Below are 16,629 nucleotides of genomic sequence, written 5' to 3' on the forward strand. Positions count from 1 at the left end.
CCCCACATCCCCCGCATCCCCTGCGTCGCTCGCGGACCTGGAGGCGCGGGCCACGGCCCACCGCGACCGGCCCGCGTACGGCCATGACGCGCTGATCACCTGCGACCGCCTGGTCCGCGTCTTCTCCACGGACGGCATCGAGGTGCAGGCGCTGCAAGGGCTCGATCTGCTGGTCCGCGAGGGCGAGTTGATGGCGCTGGTGGGCGCGTCGGGCAGCGGCAAGTCGACGCTGATGAACATCCTCGCCGGACTCGACGAGCCGACGGCGGGCGCGGCGCGGGTCGCGGGCCGCGACCTCCTCACGATGGGCGCGAAGGAACGCCTCGGCTACCGCAGGGATGTGGTCGGCTTCGTATGGCAACAGACGGGACGCAACTTGCTGCCGTACCTGACGGCGGCTCAGAACGTGTCCCTCCCGATGCAGTTGAGGGGCGGCCGCCGCTTTGGTCGGACCCAGAAGTCTCAACGAGCTGCGGAACTACTGGAGTTGCTGGGGGTCGCGGACTGCGGCGACCGACGCCCGCGCGAACTCTCCGGCGGCCAGCAGCAACGCGTGGCGATCGCGGTGGCCCTCGCCAACAACCCCTCGGTGCTCCTGGCCGACGAACCCACGGGCGAACTGGACTCGCACACCGCCGAGCAGATCTTCGCCGCCTTCCGCACGGCGAACGAAATCCTGGGCACCACGATCGTCATCGTCACCCATGACCAGGCGGTGGCCTCCGAGGTCCGCCGCACGGTGGCCATCCGCGACGGCCGCACATCGACGGAGGTCCTGCGCCGCACAGAGGTCGACGAGACCACGGGCAAGGAATCAGTGACGTCCCGCGAATACGCCATGCTGGACCGCGCGGGCCGCCTACAACTCCCCGCGGACTACACGGAGTCCTTGGGAATGCGGGACAGGGTGGCCCTTGAACTGGAACGCGACCACATCGGGGTGTGGCCGGACGACAACCAGAGCTGACGCGCCACCGCCGAGCACCGGCCAAACCGGCGAGCACCGCCTAAACCGCTGAGCACCGCCTAAGCCGCCGAGCACCGCCTAAACCGCCGAGCACCGCCTAAACCGGCGAGACGGAAAGCCCTCCGACACCAGCCCGCCGCACAGCGACAGACCCATAAGGCGTACGCAGCCGAAGCCACGCCCCGCTGGACAGCAGGTCCAGCGAATCCCCCCGCAGAAACCCGAGCGCCTGCGCCGCATGCGCCGCGCGAACGGGAAGCCCCGTGTCCCCGATGGACCGGGACCAGATCTCCCGCCCCAACTGATCCAGCTCGGCCCGGACCCGCCGCTCCGCCGGCAACTCCGCCACCCGAGCCTTGAACTCCGCGACGGCAGCCGCCACCAGTCCGCGCACGGCATCCATCCCCGGAAGCCCCGCCTCCGGCTGCCAGCCGCCCCGCGGCGGAAGCACCCCGGCCCACGGCGGCCCCGTGACGGCCTGCGGCACGGACGCCGAACCCGCGGGGTCCACGGACTCCAGGAGCTCGCCCGCCGAGACGGTGACGTCGAGCGAGGTGTCGAGCCCGTACTCGTACGGCTTCGCGAGCCGCGCCGTACGAATCGCGAGCACCTCGAACGACGGCGGCCGCCCGAACACGGCGAGGGTCTCCCCCGCCGCCTGCAGCCGCACCGCCGCGGCCTTGTCGTAGTGGATGAGCCGCGCCAGGAAGGCGGCGAGGTCCGCCGCCTCCCCGGCATCGGCGAAGTGCAGCTGCGCCGTCATGCGACGAGCGCCTCCGCGCCACCGGCGCTGTCGTCCATGTACCCCTCGAGCACCGCACGCTCCTCGGCGGTGATCCGCCGCGGCCGCTGCGCCTCCAGGTTGAACGGGACGACCACCGTCGACGCCCGCACATACACCTGCTCGGGGTCCTTGACCTCGTACGCGATGGTGAGCGAGGCAGCGCCTATCTTCGTCACCCACGACTCGATGGTCACCGGGCTGTGCCGGTGGACCAACGGCCGTACGTAGTCGATCTCATGACGGGCCACGACGGACCCGCCCGAGAACGACGGACTGCCGTCCCCCGGAGCCAGCCGGAACATGAAGTCGATCCGCGCCTCTTCCAAGTACCGCAGGAAGACAGCGTTGTTGACGTGCCCGAAGGCATCCATGTCCGACCACCGGAGGGGGCAGCTGTAGATATGCCGACTCATGTCAGTCTCAGCCCCGGGTGAGCTTCTTGTACGTGGCACGGTGCGGGCGGGTGGCGTCCGCACCCAGGCGGTCGATCTTGTTCTTCTCGTACGACTCGAAGTTGCCCTCGAACCAGTACCACTTGGAGTCGCCCTCGTACGCCAGGATGTGCGTGGCCACTCGGTCGAGGAACCACCGGTCGTGGGAGATCACGACCGCGGCACCGGGGAACTCCAGAAGCGCGTTCTCAAGCGAGGACAGGGTCTCGACGTCCAGGTCGTTCGTCGGCTCGTCGAGGAGGAGCAGGTTGCCGCCCTCCTTGAGGGTCAGCGCCAGGTTGAGGCGGTTGCGCTCACCACCGGAGAGCACCCCGGCAGGCTTCTGCTGATCCGGCCCCTTGAAGCCGAACGCACTCACATACGCCCGCGAGGGCATCTCGACCTGCCCGACGTTGATGTAGTCGAGCTCATCGCTCACGACGGCCCAGAGCGTCTTCTTCGGGTCGATGTTGGCGCGGCCCTGGTCGACGTACGACACCTTGACCGTGTCGCCGACCTTGATGCTGCCGGAGTCCGGCTCCTCCAGGCCCTGGATCATCTTGAACAGCGTGGTCTTGCCCGCGCCGTTCGGACCGATGATGCCGACGATGCCGTTGCGCGGCAGCGAGAAGCTCAGGTCATCGACGAGCACCTTGTCGCCGAAGGCCTTCGACAGGTTCTCGACCTCGACGACGATCGAGCCGAGCCGCGGGCCCGGCGGAATCTGGATCTCTTCAAAGTCCAGCTTCCGCATCTTGTCCGCCTCGGCGGCCATCTCCTCGTAGCGCGCCAGACGCGCCTTGGACTTGGCCTGACGCCCCTTGGCGTTGGACCGCACCCACTCGAGCTCTTCCTTGAGCCGCTTGGCGCGCTTGGCGTCCTTCTGCCCCTCGACCTTGAGACGGGACTGCTTCTTCTCCAGGTACGTGGAGTAGTTGCCCTCGTAGGCGATGGCGCGGCCGCGGTCGAGCTCCAGGATCCACTGGGCGACGTTGTCAAGGAAGTACCGGTCGTGGGTGACGGCGATGACGCAGCCCGCGTACTTCGCGAGGTGCTGCTCCAGCCAGTTCACCGACTCGGCGTCGAGGTGGTTGGTGGGCTCGTCGAGGAGCAGCAGGTCGGGCGCCTCGATGAGGAGCTTGCAGAGCGCGACGCGGCGCTTCTCGCCACCGGAGAGGTTGGTGACGGGCCAGTCGCCGGGCGGGCAGCCGAGCGCGTCCATGGCCTGCTCGAGCTGGGCATCAAGATCCCACGCATTGGCGTGATCGAGATCCTCCTGAAGCTTGCCCATCTCTTCCATGAGCGCGTCGGAGTAGTCGGTCGCCATGAGCTCGGCGACCTCGTTGAAGCGCTTGAGCTTGCCCATGATCTCGGCGGCGCCGTCCTGGACGTTCTCCAGAACGGTCTTCGACTCATCCAGGTGCGGCTCCTGCATGAGGATGCCGACGCTGAACCCGGGCGAGAGGAACGCGTCACCGTTGGACGGCTGCTCGAGGCCGGCCATGATCTTCAGCACCGTGGACTTACCGGCGCCGTTGGGGCCCACGACACCGATCTTCGCGCCAGGAAGGAAGCTCAAGGTGACGTCATCGAGGATCACCTTGTCGCCGTGCGCCTTGCGCGTCTTGCGCATGGTGTAGATGTACTCAGCCAAGAGAAACCGTCCGGCAATCAGTGAGTGGGCAGATACACCCCATCTTGCCTGACGGCTACCTCCCGGAGGAAACCAGTACTGGGCGGGGGCCGTGACCTGGACGTTCCGGCACGCGGCGGTAAGCGATCTGTCGCTGTCCGTCGTCATCGGCCGTCCGGTTCCGGTCCGTCCGGTCCCGTCACGCGGCGTCGAGGGCTTCGGTGATCTTGCGGGTCATGTCGGTCATGGTGAGGCTGGGGCCGCCCTGGCGGGTCTGGGCCGCCGTTTCCATGGCGACGCCGACGACGGCGCGGAACTTGTCGGCCTCTGCCGGGTCCTGCTTCTTGAGGAGGGTCATGGCGGCCGTCAGGGCCGGCAGCACCGTGTCGGCGAGTTCGGCCACGGACTTGCCGCCCAGGTCAGCGACCTTGGAGTTCTCGGCGAGTACGTATCCGACCAGGCCGGTCGCGGAGGCCAGGGCGATGGAGCCCTGGGTGGCGATCTTGTGGGGCGAGCCGGCGGCGTCGGCGGCGGCCAGCAGCGAGACGGCGCCGTACGCGGCGGTCCGGAGGGTGAGCTTGTCCTGGGCGGTGAGGTTGAGGGACATGGTTGTGTGCTCCTTCAAGTGAACGGGCCCTGCCGGGGTTCCCGGCGGGTGCTTGCCGTTGTTGATGAGCACGACTCTGCTGGGGGGTCCTGACATCCCGCCCACAGGGCGCTGACAGCGGTCGTCGACCGCTGTCAGCCACCACCCCCGCGCGCTTACGCCTCCTCGGTCGGCGCCTGCGCCGGGTCCTTCTTCTTGCGCAGGAGGAACATCGCCGCGCCGCCGAGCACGACCATGATCACCGCTATGCCCGCGATCATCGGCGTCGCGCTGGAGCCGCCTGTCGCCGCGAGGTCGTCGCCGCCGGTGCCGCCGCCCGCCGACGCGGGGCTCGGGTCGGGCAGGGGCTGGGTCTTGTTGTCGATCGCGCTGCCCTTGGTGCGGCAGTCGAGTACGCCCTTGAAGCGCTTCTCGAAGCCGTTCGGCCCCTGGATCGTGAAGTCGTAGGGCTGGTCCTCCTGCAAGGGGATCGTCACGGTCCGCGACGTACCGGCCTCGATGGTGTGCTTGAAGCCCATCAGCCGGAAGGTGAACGGCTGGTCGCCCTTGTTGCTCGCCGTGATGTCCACGCCGCTCTCGGCGCAGTTCTTCTCCGCCGACAGGGCGGGTATCGCGCCCTTCTTCGCCCAGGAGGCGCTCGCCGTCGCGGAGACGGTGGATTCGCTGGAGCCCGCGAGGATCTGCGTCTGGCTCCGGGTCTCGGAGGCGAAGGCCCGGCCGACCGGCACCGTCGTCGACGCCTGGACGGTGAGCGCCGCCAAGCCGTCCGGGGTGTCCTTGGGGACGTCGAAGAACAGCTGACTGCCGTTGGCCGCGGACGTGACGGGCTTGCCGTTCTTGCCGACGATCTTGACGCCGCTGACCGCGGAGTCGGCGGGCGGCGTCACGGACACGGCGTCCGCGTCCGTCCGCACGGTGACCGGGCCGAGCCGCTCCCCCGCGCGTCCGGAGACCGCCGGCGGGTCGAGCGTCAGGGAGGCCTTGGGCTCCGCCGTGGCGCGGGCGCTCTTGTAGAGGTAGTCCGCGAGCTTCTCGGCCTGCGGGTCGACCGCGTCCACGTCGGCGCCGTCCGAGTAGCGCCAGATCGCCACCTGGGTGCCGGCCGCCGCCGCCTGCTCGGTGAGCGTCCGCGCGCCCGCCTTCTGCGCGAGCGCGGCGAGGTCGTTCACCTGCGGGTAGGAGTTCTGCAGGATCCAGCGGATCTTGCCCGCGTCCTTGTTGCCGTTCAGCGAGGTGCCGCTCCAGGGGGTCTCCTGGTACTTGGCGTCCTTCTGCGTCGGGTTGTGGATGTCGATGCAGTAGCTCTGCAGGGTGCCGCCGCCGTCCACCGACATCTCGAAGAGTCCGGCGGGGACCTGCTGGCTCGTCCCGCCGTCACGGATCACGGCCTGGTCGTACGTCTGGAGCCCGCCCAGCGTCGCGGTGGCGCCGCCCTGGTGCTGCGGGGCCTCCTCCGCCGCGGCCGCACCCGCGCCGGCTATCGCGCCCGCCGCGAGGAGCCCGGTCGCCAAGGCCAGCGCGGCGACACGGGACGTACCCCGTCTGCGCGCGGACGGCTCGGTGCACGCGGAGCCCGCAGAGAAAACAGAACGTGCAAAAGACACAGAATTCCCCTCCGGACGGGACCCGTTCACATCGAGGGGGGCGGTCCCGCCAGCAGATTGAAAGGGGCAGAATCACCTGCCACCTGCGTGGCATCCACTGCCAACTGCCCCGTGAGCTACGTCCGGCATCCTAGAGACGCGGCAGACCACGATCCCCAGTACTGCCATTCGATAACCGATCCGAATCGGAATCGTTATCGCCAACACCCCTTCTGGGCTGGGCTTATCGACAAATCAACGGCACCCATTCGCCGATAAGCCGCACATCGGTCGCCCCCGCGCTGACGGACCATCACCCCACCGGTTCGGGCTCCGCCTCGCGCGCCGACACCGGATCCGTGAGCGCGGCGTTCGCCTTGAGCACGCGCCGGAACGCCGCCGTGCCGCGCGAGAGATCGTGGCCGACGGTCATCGCGTCGATGTCCGCCGACGTCCAGTGCTGACCGCCCCGCTCCTCGTCGCGCACCTTCAACCTCCCCTGCACGATGACCGGTTCACCGATCGCCAGGGACGCCTGCACATTCGCCCCGAGCGCTCGATTCGCCCACACCGTGAAGAAGTTGGTGTGCCCGTCGACCCAGACCTTCTGGACCCCGTCGTAGTACCGCGTGGTCACCGCGAGCCGGAACCGCGACACCGGCCCGGAGGCCAGCTCCCGGAACACGGGCGTCGTCGCGACATTCCCCACCACCGTCAGGACGCAATTGGTGCTACAGCGCTAGCCCGCCTCCCACAGGAGGAGACGCGAAACGCCAGCGGCGCCACCCGGTGCGGACACACCAGGCAGCGCCTTGATCCACACCCCTTACAGATCAAGGGAGCGCAGACCCATGGAAGACCGTAGTAAGGACAGCGGCCACGAGCCAGACCTCAGCGCAGGGCGCGCCGAAGCCGACACGTGGGCCCGCGACATGGTGCGGGGCCTCCCGCCCATCCCGTACGACGACGTGCTGAAGATCGGCGTCTACCGCAGCACGTTCCCGTGGATGCCGTGGAGCCTGAAGCGTGACCCGGTGGCAGGTGACGCGGCATGACCCTCTTCGAGATCATCCGACTCATGTGGGCGCACTGGTTCGTGATCGTGCTCGCGGCCATCGCCGTCGTCTCGCTGGTCGTGTACGCACGCGAGAGCTGACCCCGAGCAGCACAGCGCCCCCGTCCCGGATGCATCGGGCGGGGCGCTTCACGGCCCGGCGCTCATTGATCTTCCATACATTTGTATCGAAGATCGACTGTCTACATTTGTAGACGTTTGATCTTGGGTACCGTGGTACCCAGCTCCCTCGCCAGCACGGCGCCCCCACCTCGGCCGTACGAGGGAGCGGGGGCGCCGACACGTTCAGAGGCGTTCGCTGATCTTGGAACCCATGGGTTCCAAACCCTTGACCCCCGGCTTCCGCGCGTGCCCCCGGCGGTCCTTCTCCCTGACCGCCTTGCGGGAGGCCCCGACAGCTCTGGCAGCCCTGGCTGTAGAGGTCCGATCGTTTCTGTTCTGCGGGGGTGACTCCGGATCCGGAGTAGTATTTTCACTCCCAGTAGTCGGAGAGCCTCCGATTGGTCGACCCTTTGAGGTGGCCGCCTTGAACATCGGTTCCAGCGCGAGCGCGACCAGGGCCTTCTGGCCTGGGTTCATGTCCCGGCGCCGGACCGGGGGATCTCAGGCGGGCATCTCCTCCTCGTACCGGACCCGCCCGTCACTGCCCGCAGGGTGCTGGTCCAGCGGGACGATGCCGAGCACGAAGCGGCACAGCTGGCACAGATAGACGACGCGCCCGCCGGTGCTCGCCACGTGTTCCAGGGCGACCGCGATCGGCTCGTCCGTGTCTTCGCCGCACTCGCGACAGGTCTTGGTCATCGGCGGGGCACCTCGCACACCGGCGCGCACGCCCACAGCTCAGCTGCGGCCTTGCGGCCGTAGTGGTCCCGGTACGTCACCGTGCCGAGCAGGCGGTCCCGGTAGAGCCTCGCGCCGCACAGGGCGCAGGCCTGTTCGGACAGCTGGAGTCCGCTCAGTGTCTTCGGATCGGGAAGTACAGCAGGACGGGCGACGCCTACCTTCATGGCGTCCGCCCCGGTGCCGCGTGGCTCACCTCGGCGACGCTCGCGCGAAGGATCTCGTCTCCGTGGGCCAGCCGGACGCGGTCGGGGTCGGCCTCCCACTCGCGGCCACCCGCCGGGGGGCGAAGCCGAAGACGCGGGCCTTCGTGCCCCATCAGACGACCGAGCTTCATCCTCGCGACGTCGACGACCAGGGCGCCGACGGGAAGCCCCTCGGTGACGCCGTGCGCCGTTCCGTCAGTGGCTTCCGTGTGGCTAGGGTCCATGGCGTCGGCTCCTTCGTAGTCGGCCATGCCCCGGGGGCGCCTCACCGCGTCCGCCGGGGTCTGTCGTACGACAGATCGTCGGCCCACCTGGAGGACGTATCTCCCCCATAGGCAGGGACACTTGGAGCGCCTCGGCGCTAGCCTGGAAAAGGCCCAAACGTCTCGGGGGATACCTTGAACAGGAACCTACGATCAGCTATGGATTCGGCCGGACAGTCGCCCCGGCGGCTGGCTGCGCACGTAGGGGTGACCAGCAAGACCATTGAGAGATGGCTGGCGGACGAGGATCTGATCCCGCACGCCAGGAACCGGGAAGACGCTGCCGAGGCGCTGGGAGTTGACGAACAGATGTTGTGGCCCAAGGCCTTGACCGACCGCGTCAAGACAGGCGGGGATCTGGAGATCGTCCGGTCTTACCCCTACCGGTCCGCGTGTCCGTCGACCGTGTGGGCCGACCTGGTGGGCGGCGCCTCGAAGGACATCTTCTTTGCCGGGTACACGAACTACTTCCTGTGGACGCAGCTCCCCGCCTTCTCCGACACGCTGCGCCGCAAGACCGGGGCGGGGTGCCGCGTCAGGTTCCTCATCGGCGACCCCGAGGGCGAGGTGACCCGGCAGCGCGAGATCATCGAGGACGTGGCCCTGACGGTGTCCACGCGCGTACGGATGACCCTCGAAGCCCTCGGTCAACTCGGCCCCCTGGACGGCTTGGAGGCCCGCTACAGCGCCCCCGAGGATGCTCCGAACCATGTCGCCCTGTCGGTGTTCCGGTTCGACGACGACGCGCTTGTGACGCCCCACCTGGCCCGTCTTGTCGGGCACGACTCCCCACTCCTGCACCTTCGCCGTCGCGGCGACGGTGGCATGTTCGACCGCTTCCGGGATCACGCCGAAGAGCTGTGGAGCCGAGGCGCCCCGATCAGCGATTGATCGCCCTGAATCTCGCCACGGCGAGATCGGTTTGACCACGAAGTGGCGGCACCCAGCGTTTGCACATCACAACTCGATCATTCACACGCCGCCCCGCCTGGGCGATCACCACTCTGCGGCGATGCGATCAAGGGGCGGCAACGACCCCTTCAGGGCGCCGATCACGCCTCTGACCTGCGGATTTGTAGTCGTTTGCACCAAGCCCCAGTAGAGGGTTCTGCCGGACACAAGGGCATTGGGGGTCACCTTGATCGTTGATCACGGTCGACCCCCACCCCCCATGTTTGCACTCGATGCAGGTCAGCGCTTGATCGATGCGCCCCCGACCGTGACGTTCGCGAGCCGCCGCACCAACCGTGGATCACGGCGCGACCGTTAGCAGTCGAGGGGATCATTCACTTGGGCAAAGTGCCGCGCCCATGGTCATCCCCGAGACCGTGGGCGCGGCGGTCCGGCGCCGTGGAGCAGCGGCGCCGGGGATCATGCGGTCGTCGGCACGTCCAGGAGTCGGAAGCCCTGCGGCACCACCACGTCTGATCCAGTTCGGAAGGTCAGGAACGCGTGGCGCTGGGCAGTCGGACGCTGATTGGCGCCGTAACCGGGCAAGATCTCGACGGTCGCACCGATGCGATCGACGATAACGAATTGATTGAAGTCACCATAGAGCAACAGGTAGTTGTTAGCTGTTGCTGCTGCATTGACCGAGCCATCCATATTGCTCAGCTCATTCATGGCCTTGGTCAGCAGGTAGGGCGGATTGCCTGCCAGCTCAGGGAACTTGAGTGCGCCATTGGTTGTCTCGAACTGTCGCAGCGCGTTGATAGTGGCAATGTGTGCGCACCATTGAGCGTTTGCTGAGAACCGGGCAGGCAGGGCGTTCTGCACGGTGAATGCGTCAGCCGCTATCAGGGCCTCACTGCCGCCACTGTTCAGCTCACTGGCCGTACCGGCAAGGGCGGTGACAATACCCTTCGGCTGACCGGAACCGGTGCCCGTCGTATAGGCCGCCACGGCGAGATTGTCCGCCGCATCCATCATGACCCCCTGCATTTCCTGGGCGAAATTCAGGGCATCCATCCCCACTTCGTAGGAGTAGATGACATCCACGTCCCCCAGGTGCACCGGGATTTCCGGGCCGGCGAGAGCGGGAGTACCGTCCGCAGCCTGCGCGTGCTCGGCTTTCCATTCGGCCGTGGCGCCTGCGGAGGTCACCCCCTGCCATGTATTACTCGCCGTCTGGACGACGCGCGAGATACGGCGCAGCGGATTGATCGAGCCGTCGTTGGTGAGCATGATTGCCGGGTCCAGCGTGAGGGGGACCATTGTTGCCCCGCCCCCCGAGCCGAGACCGAGCGCCGTCCGCACTTCGGCGACGTTCCGGTAAGCGTGCGCCTCGCGCTCCGTCCAGAGCAGGTGTCCCCTGACGGGGTCGGCCATCTGCTTGGCGAAGGCATTGAGGTATTCAGGGTCACCGGCCGCAGCCGCCCAGCGCTGGGAAAGCGTCTGGCTCTGCTCGGTGCCGATGGTCATCAGCTTCTCGACGCGTTCGGCCGCGTACTCCGGGAGAATCCGGCGCTTGATGTCGGCGTCCATGGCTCGCATGACGGAGTCCTTCAAGCTGCCGCCGCGGTCGCCGCCATCCGAACGGGGAGTGCCGTTCTCGGTGGCGTAGTTCCCGGATTCGATGAGCCGGGCGAGCGGAAGCAGCTTGTCTTCCTGGGTCTTCAATTCGGTGAGCCGCGTCTCGATTTCGGTGAAACGCGCCGTGTCTTCATCGGAAAGGGTCTCGGACGAACGGGTGAGCAGCGTCCGCGCTTCGGTGGCCAGCTGGTCGCGCTCGGCGTGGACCGCTTCAAGGGCAGGGAATGAAAGGGGCATCGGGGTCACCAGGTCTTCAGGATGAGGTCGAGTCGCCTTCGGGCGATGTCGACGGAAATAGCCGGACGCGCGGTGCGGACTCCCGCAACCGCCGCTCCCTCATAGGCGGGAATGCCGACGAGCGACACCTCATACAGCGCGCACTCAGTGCGAACCGTGACGCCGCTTTCCTGTCGGTCCCGAACGGGCCGGAAACCCACGCTGAAAGCAGTCACAACGCCGTCTCGCACGAGTTGCAGCGCTTCGTCACCGTCACGGGTCGCGGACACGTGAAAGGCCGCGTGCAAGCCGTCTGCCGCCTCACGGAGTTCGGTCGCCTTGCCGATCGGCAGCTTGCGCGACTCGTGCCCGACGAACAGCCGGATCTTGTCGCTGCGCTCACGGATCGACCGGGCGAAAGCGCCGGGCGCGAACCGCTCTTTGTAGCTGCGGCCGAACTCTTCGATGTCAACGGTCTGGCCGTACGGCATGGCGACGCCGTAAATGGTGCGGCCCGTGCCATCGGCTCGGAAGGAAGTTTGACGATAGAGAGTGCTGCTCAAGGGGTCCACCTATGCGAAGGCGTGCGGAGGGAATCCGCTGCATGGTGACCAGGTGTCCGGAGTGCCTCACCCTGTGAGGTCCGGCGTCCCTGCGATGCCGAGCTAGCACATTCCACGATACGGCACTGACGGGGCGTCATTCGGATTCGTCCGTGCTCATCACCGTGATGCCGTCGCGCTCAACGAGAAAGGCGCCCGAGCCGTCAAGGAAGTTCTCGATGATCTGCGCGGCGTCAGGGCGTGACCAGATGATGTCGAAGGCTTCGGCCATGCCTATGGTGATGCGTTCGACGGCGTCCCGGATCAGCGGGTTGATCTCGTCCATGTCACCGCCCCCCGATCTCGTCGGCGCGCGCGGCGGCGGCCGACAGGGCGCACCACACCGGGTCACGCCGCTCGCGGAAGTGCACGGCCAGCATCCGCCACGAGTCAGCCGGGGCGCGCAGCGTCCAGCCGGGCGCCACGGCCGCAGCGTCGGCAGCCTCAACGAGGGCATCGGCGATCTCGCGGAAGTGCTGCCGCTCCTCGGCGGTCAAGGTCGCGAGCGCGGTGCCGAACGGGTCGTCGTGAGTGTCGGTCATGGTCTGTCCCTTCCTGGTGATGTTGGCCAGGCGCCTCTGTGCGGCGCTGCGGCGTGGGCGGCGCCGCCCCGGTGCCGGGGCGGGGGCGGGCGACGCGTGAGGAGCCGTCCAGCGAGGGCGGGGCTGCTTCTCTGGTCGACCAGCAGGGCGGCGCAGCGGAGTTGCTATCCGTCCAGCGGCTGCGCATCCGACTCAGCAGCCCTGAGACTGAACTCTGAGTTGGATGGAGTCAGATGGAACTGAATGGACAGAGCAGCCCTCGTTCGACTCCATTCAGCTCCATCCGACTCACGACTCAACCGCTGGGCGGAACAGCGGGAAGTTGCCAGACGGAACCCGAGCCGAACCCCTGTCGCAGCACGGTCAGGTTCAGCTTGTCGCGTGCCCGGCCGATGCTGGACGCAGAGATGCCTTCGCCGCGCGCCGCCGCCTGGACGTCCTTCCTGGGCGCCTCGCCTCCGCGGGATTCCAGGTAGCTGCGGACGAACTCCATGGCTTCCTTGAGGGCGCCACCGTTGCCCGTCTGGGCGTCAGCGAGCATGTCCGAGACGGTCTTATCGGTTTCGCCCGTCCACTCGATCCTGGACGTCTGGATCAGCTCTCCGTCGCTCTGGAACATGTGACCCGTGATGCGGTACATCAGCGACGTCACGTCCAGTCGGCCAAGGTTGTTCTTCTCCTGCGACAGCACGTAGGCGCCCTTCTCATCCGGGTCGGCCATGACGCCGATCGCCGATCGCACGACGTTGCCGAGTTCCGAGCTGCCCAGGATGGCGTCCATCAGGTTCATCGAGATGGCCTTACGCGTGTGCCCGAGCCCGATGAAGGAGAGGCCCGCAGCTTCCGCCGTCCGGCGAATCCGCTCCATCGCTGGACGCATCTCGTCGCCGTTGTTCTTCCGTACGTCCAGGTTGGATGACAGAGGGTCCAGCATGATGGCCACCGCGTCGTGTTCGGCTGCTATCGCTGCCAGCCGCTCGCAGTCGAGCGGCAGTATGACGCTGCCCGATCGCCCGGCAGTCTTTACGGCAATGGGGTGGATGCGGGATCTGTCGGCCCCGGCTGCCATGAGGCGCGGCACGATTGTGTATTCGTAGCTGTCCTCATTGGCAACGTAAAGGAGATCGCGCGGCGTTCCCAGGAACTCACCCGGCATCACGCCCATGGTGATCTGTCCGGCCATGTTGGCAAGCAGGGTGGACTTTCCGGTGCCTCCCCTGCCGACGATGAGTGTCGCCTCGCCCATGGGGATTCGACCCTCCCAAAGCCACTTGACCCGACGGGGCTTGATGTCTGATAGCGAGACTGTAGAGACGACGCGTCCGGTGTCAGACTCCTCCGCATCGACCTCCTTCACGCAATCCCAGAATCCGGCCGGCTGAGGGTAACCCAGGAGTCTAAGGAAATCGTCGCGAAGGTTGGGCTCACCCGGCATCATCTTGGGCAGCGCGCAGTAAAGCCGCGCCCTCGTCATGCCGATGGATTCCGCTTCACTCATCGGACGCACCCCCGTCCGCGACCTTTACGGCCAGCATCGCGACACCGGCGCGAGTCGCCGCGCGGAAAACGTCTCCGATATCCGCGACGGCGCCGCTCAATACCGGGCAGCTGTCGGCGTGGATGACGTGCACGTGATTGAGGCCGTATTCATCGACCGTGACGCGGTCGCTGGTCGCCCCGCAGTCGCCGCAGACGTACGCCTTGGCGAGCCGCTCGGCGGCCGTAGCGGGCCTTTTGGCGCGGTGCTTTCCGTTCGCTCGGCGGCGGCTCACTGGGCACCGCCGATCTCGTCGGCGAGGGCGTACATGAACTCGACCGCTTCGGTGGTGAGCGCCGCATCCCCCTCGCGGCAGCGGGCGTACGCCACCGTGCAGCGGGCGAAGACGGGCAGACCGGTGTAGTCGTGCAGCTCCCTTGCGACCAGGGCGGCGAGGGGCTTCCAGTCGGGGCCTACCGCAGTGACCTCGTCCTCGCCTCCCGGCTCCTCGGTGCCGGACTCCCACCTGCCCATGACGGTGACGGCGACGCCGTCACAAGAACAGACGGAGGCGAGCACCAGCCAGTCATGGCCGGTGTCGGCGGTCGCGGGTACCGTGGCATACGTCGGCGCCGTGCCCCGGCCGCTGATTACCGGTCCCCAGGTCCTCGACTTGGGGGCCGCGTCGTTGCTCGACATCACGCCCCCGCTTCAGAGCGGTTGTCGATGCAAGAGAACACGTGAGCCGCAGCGGCTATCTGCTGAGCGCTCATGGTGGGCAGAGAGGCGCATACAGCGTCCGCCCACTCCTCGTAAGGGTTCTCCTCCGCGAGGTCTTCGACGACCTTATAGAGGCGGTCGGCTACGAGCGCGGCCTTAAGCTCGCGCCTAATACCCGTGGTGTCGGAATTGGGATTCCATCGCTTTTCAGCGGCGAGGCGGGCACGACTGTTAGCAACAGTCTTGGAAATGGCATTCTTTGCCATAAAAGGGCTCCGGCGAACAACCGAAGATATAGCTATCTTCGGTAGCTGTGGTCACCATTGCCCGAAAAGCGTCCGCGTGCCCTGCGCAGGTTTCGCAGGTGGAGCCAACAAGGTCTATCCGACCGTTGCTTTCCCGGGGGTGCAGCCCGATGACCTCGCCACACCAGTGCTTGTATCGTCAAGCACCCTCACGGCAGAAGCAAGCTCCATTTGTGGAGATTTGGTAAAGGCGATGTCGACAGACAAGGTCAACTAGCTTTGAATCCTGTTGCTGATGTTATCTCCCGTGACAAGAAAGAGCCCCCGACCGAAAGCCGGGGGTCGTCCGATTCCGGTGAAACAGTTGCAGGTCACTCGATACGCAGGCGATCCGTGATCTTGATCTGGCGCCAGTGCGTTGCCACCGGGTCGATGTACAGCTTCTGCGTACCCAACGCGGCCTTGAGCAGCGTCCGGCGCTCCGGGGTCTCGGCGCGCAACCAGCGCTCCCGTACGGCCGCTTGAGCGCCCGGCGCCGTCAGGTTCGGGTCGGGCGCCGCGGCCGTCTGGACGCGGGCCTGAAGCGCCTTGAGGTCCCCCATCAGCTTTGCGTCGTGCTCGTTGTACTCGGCTTCGGTGATCTGTCGGAGGTCGAAGAACTTCCGATTGAGGACGCGCTGAATGCTTTCGACTTGGGCGATCTCCTCGTCGACCTTACGGACCTCTTCCGCCTGAGCGGCAAGCTGCCCTGCGTGGCGCGGGTCCGCTAGACGGCGAATCACAAATGCCTTGATTGCGAGATCCGCGTCAGGCTGCGCGATAGAGACCTTTCCGCACCCGCGCGCAGAGGGGCAGTAGTACATGATCCGCTCGAAGCCGTCGGCATAGTATTTGCCGCTCCGGTTACGGCTATTGATGGGGCGATCACAGTTCCCGCATTGCGCGATCCCCGTCAGCAGTCGCTTGGCCGACACCGGGCGCCCCCGCTTTGCCCCCGCCATTTTCGCCATCACGCGGTCATAGGTCCGACGACCGATGGGGGGCTCATCCTCGAAAGTGCCGATGATCTGCCCGTTGTGCTCGACCAGCCCGGCGTTCCTGGGACGACCGAGCATCTGCCGCAAGGTGACACCCGTCCAGGTGCCTCCCATGGAGGTGCGCACCCCGCGCTCGTTCCAGTCGCGGGCGATGACGTTCAACTCGTCGTTCTGGAGGTAGCGACGCGCAGCCTCCGCGATGGCCTCCCGCTCCATTGCGACCAGATCGGGGCTGGTCGGCTCCTGCCCCTCCTTGGGTGCGGCTGCCCAGCCGAAGGCGCGCAGACCCGTACTCGGCTTGCCCTTGGCCCGTACTGCCCTGATCCCCCGTTTGGTCCGTACAGAGTTCGACTTCGATTCCTCTTCGGCCATGGTCACGCGCATGACCGTCCAACCCCAGTTGTGTTCGAAGTCGTACTGCTCACCGAAGCACGTGGCGATCGTGAACCCTTCCCCGGCAAGATTCCGCAACGTCACGAGATCGTTCAAGTGCCGCATGAACCGGTCGAGTCGCCAGACCATGACCCCTACGGGCGGCTCGTCGCCGCCGATGCGCTTCAGGAGGGCGTCCCAGCCGGGGCGCCGTACGCCTCGCTTCCATGCGCTCAGGTTCGGGTCCTGGAAGACCTCACCCAGGGTCAGCCCGCGGCGCTCCAACTCCGCTCGACAGTCCGCTATCTGTCGATCAGTCTTCTCAAGGCTGCCGTCAGGCGCCTTCGAGATCCGGGCGTATATGTCGATCTTGGGGTTGCTCTGCATCGGATTCCCCCTTGCCGCACCCCTTGTGGGTTTGTAGCAGGAATCCTAGTGTGACCACCGTCACCAAGGTCTCGTTCATGATCCGAACCCCTCCCTCGTCCACTCCGCCT

General features: G+C 66.8%; 21 protein-coding genes. 3 read left to right on the forward strand and 18 right to left on the reverse strand.

The window, feature by feature from the left end:
* Positions 1-37 precede the first annotated feature (37 nt).
* The gene (locus E2651_RS09725) at positions 38-967 is read left to right on the forward strand and encodes an ABC transporter ATP-binding protein (RefSeq protein ID WP_135330685.1); all 930 of its coding nucleotides are present in this window, start codon (positions 38-40) and stop codon (positions 965-967) included.
* 97 nt (positions 968-1,064) lie between these two features.
* Here E2651_RS09725 and E2651_RS09730 read toward each other — a convergent pair whose 3' ends face one another.
* The 6 genes from E2651_RS09730 to E2651_RS09755 form a co-directional block, all read right to left on the reverse strand.
* A complete protein-coding gene (locus E2651_RS09730; protein WP_135330647.1) occupies positions 1,065-1,730 on the reverse strand; it encodes a hypothetical protein in 666 nt (221 codons plus the stop codon).
* A complete protein-coding gene (locus E2651_RS09735) occupies positions 1,727-2,164 on the reverse strand; it encodes a thioesterase family protein (protein WP_135330648.1) in 438 nt (145 codons plus the stop codon). Before E2651_RS09735 ends, E2651_RS09730 begins: the two co-directional genes overlap by 4 nt.
* Before the next feature lie 7 nt (positions 2,165-2,171).
* The gene (gene ettA, locus E2651_RS09740; protein WP_135330649.1) at positions 2,172-3,836 is read right to left on the reverse strand and encodes an energy-dependent translational throttle protein EttA; all 1,665 of its coding nucleotides are present in this window, start codon (positions 3,834-3,836) and stop codon (positions 2,172-2,174) included.
* 178 nt (positions 3,837-4,014) lie between these two features.
* A complete protein-coding gene (locus E2651_RS09745) occupies positions 4,015-4,422 on the reverse strand; it encodes a hypothetical protein (protein WP_135330650.1) in 408 nt (135 codons plus the stop codon).
* 155 nt (positions 4,423-4,577) lie between these two features.
* Complete coding sequence (locus tag E2651_RS09750; RefSeq protein WP_167828753.1) at positions 4,578-5,939, reverse strand: Cys-Gln thioester bond-forming surface protein; 1,362 nt, start codon at positions 5,937-5,939, stop codon at positions 4,578-4,580.
* 379 nt (positions 5,940-6,318) lie between these two features.
* Positions 6,319-6,723: a single-stranded DNA-binding protein gene (locus E2651_RS09755; protein WP_135330652.1), complete on the reverse strand. Its 405-nt coding sequence runs from the start codon at positions 6,721-6,723 to the stop codon at positions 6,319-6,321.
* 133 nt (positions 6,724-6,856) lie between these two features.
* Between E2651_RS09755 and E2651_RS09760 the strand changes: the two genes are divergently transcribed.
* Positions 6,857-7,060, forward strand: coding sequence for a hypothetical protein (locus E2651_RS09760; RefSeq protein ID WP_135330653.1), 204 nt, complete (start codon positions 6,857-6,859; stop codon positions 7,058-7,060).
* A 623-nt stretch (positions 7,061-7,683) separates the two neighbouring features.
* Here the strand turns inward: E2651_RS09760 and E2651_RS09765 are convergent.
* The 3 genes from E2651_RS09765 to E2651_RS09775 are packed head-to-tail and all read right to left on the reverse strand — an operon-like array spanning position 7,684 to position 8,350.
* Positions 7,684-7,881 (reverse strand): hypothetical protein, encoded by a 198-nt coding sequence (locus E2651_RS09765; protein WP_135330654.1) that lies wholly within the window; start codon positions 7,879-7,881, stop codon positions 7,684-7,686.
* Positions 7,878-8,087 (reverse strand): hypothetical protein, encoded by a 210-nt coding sequence (locus E2651_RS09770; RefSeq protein ID WP_135330655.1) that lies wholly within the window; start codon positions 8,085-8,087, stop codon positions 7,878-7,880. Before E2651_RS09770 ends, E2651_RS09765 begins: the two co-directional genes overlap by 4 nt.
* The gene (locus tag E2651_RS09775; protein WP_135330656.1) at positions 8,084-8,350 is read right to left on the reverse strand and encodes a hypothetical protein; all 267 of its coding nucleotides are present in this window, start codon (positions 8,348-8,350) and stop codon (positions 8,084-8,086) included. The genes E2651_RS09770 and E2651_RS09775 overlap by 4 nt, the downstream gene beginning before the upstream one ends.
* A gap of 348 nt (positions 8,351-8,698) precedes the next feature.
* On the opposite strand from E2651_RS09775, the gene E2651_RS09780 reads away from it, so the two are divergent.
* Complete coding sequence (locus E2651_RS09780) at positions 8,699-9,280, forward strand: XRE family transcriptional regulator (protein WP_135330686.1); 582 nt, start codon at positions 8,699-8,701, stop codon at positions 9,278-9,280.
* 480 nt (positions 9,281-9,760) lie between these two features.
* Here the strand turns inward: E2651_RS09780 and E2651_RS09785 are convergent, their stop codons facing one another.
* From E2651_RS09785 to E2651_RS09825, 9 genes are all read right to left on the reverse strand, one after another.
* Entirely contained in the window at positions 9,761-11,158 is a 1,398-nt protein-coding gene (locus E2651_RS09785; RefSeq protein WP_135330657.1) for a phage major capsid protein, read from the reverse strand.
* 5 nt (positions 11,159-11,163) lie between these two features.
* On the reverse strand, positions 11,164-11,700 hold the full coding sequence (locus E2651_RS09790; RefSeq protein WP_135330658.1) for an HK97 family phage prohead protease: 537 nt from the start codon (positions 11,698-11,700) through the stop codon (positions 11,164-11,166).
* 136 nt (positions 11,701-11,836) lie between these two features.
* Positions 11,837-12,025, reverse strand: a complete 189-nt coding sequence (locus E2651_RS09795; protein ID WP_135330659.1) for a hypothetical protein — start codon at positions 12,023-12,025, stop codon at positions 11,837-11,839.
* Between the two features lies 1 nt (position 12,026).
* Positions 12,027-12,281 (reverse strand): hypothetical protein, encoded by a 255-nt coding sequence (locus E2651_RS09800; protein ID WP_135330660.1) that lies wholly within the window; start codon positions 12,279-12,281, stop codon positions 12,027-12,029.
* 295 nt (positions 12,282-12,576) lie between these two features.
* A complete protein-coding gene (locus tag E2651_RS09805; protein ID WP_135330661.1) occupies positions 12,577-13,779 on the reverse strand; it encodes an AAA family ATPase in 1,203 nt (400 codons plus the stop codon).
* Positions 13,772-14,053 (reverse strand): hypothetical protein, encoded by a 282-nt coding sequence (locus E2651_RS09810; RefSeq protein WP_135330662.1) that lies wholly within the window; start codon positions 14,051-14,053, stop codon positions 13,772-13,774. Before E2651_RS09810 ends, E2651_RS09805 begins: the two co-directional genes overlap by 8 nt.
* Positions 14,050-14,457: a hypothetical protein gene (locus tag E2651_RS09815; protein ID WP_135330663.1), complete on the reverse strand. Its 408-nt coding sequence runs from the start codon at positions 14,455-14,457 to the stop codon at positions 14,050-14,052. The genes E2651_RS09810 and E2651_RS09815 overlap by 4 nt, the downstream gene beginning before the upstream one ends.
* Complete coding sequence (locus tag E2651_RS09820; RefSeq protein WP_135330664.1) at positions 14,457-14,744, reverse strand: hypothetical protein; 288 nt, start codon at positions 14,742-14,744, stop codon at positions 14,457-14,459. The genes E2651_RS09815 and E2651_RS09820 overlap by 1 nt, the downstream gene beginning before the upstream one ends.
* A gap of 350 nt (positions 14,745-15,094) precedes the next feature.
* On the reverse strand, positions 15,095-16,519 hold the full coding sequence (locus tag E2651_RS09825) for a recombinase family protein (RefSeq protein WP_135330665.1): 1,425 nt from the start codon (positions 16,517-16,519) through the stop codon (positions 15,095-15,097).
* Positions 16,520-16,629: the final 110 nt, after the last annotated feature.

It is taken from the genome of Streptomyces sp. MZ04 (assembly GCF_004684775.1).
GTDB lineage: Bacteria > Actinomycetota > Actinomycetes > Streptomycetales > Streptomycetaceae > Streptomyces.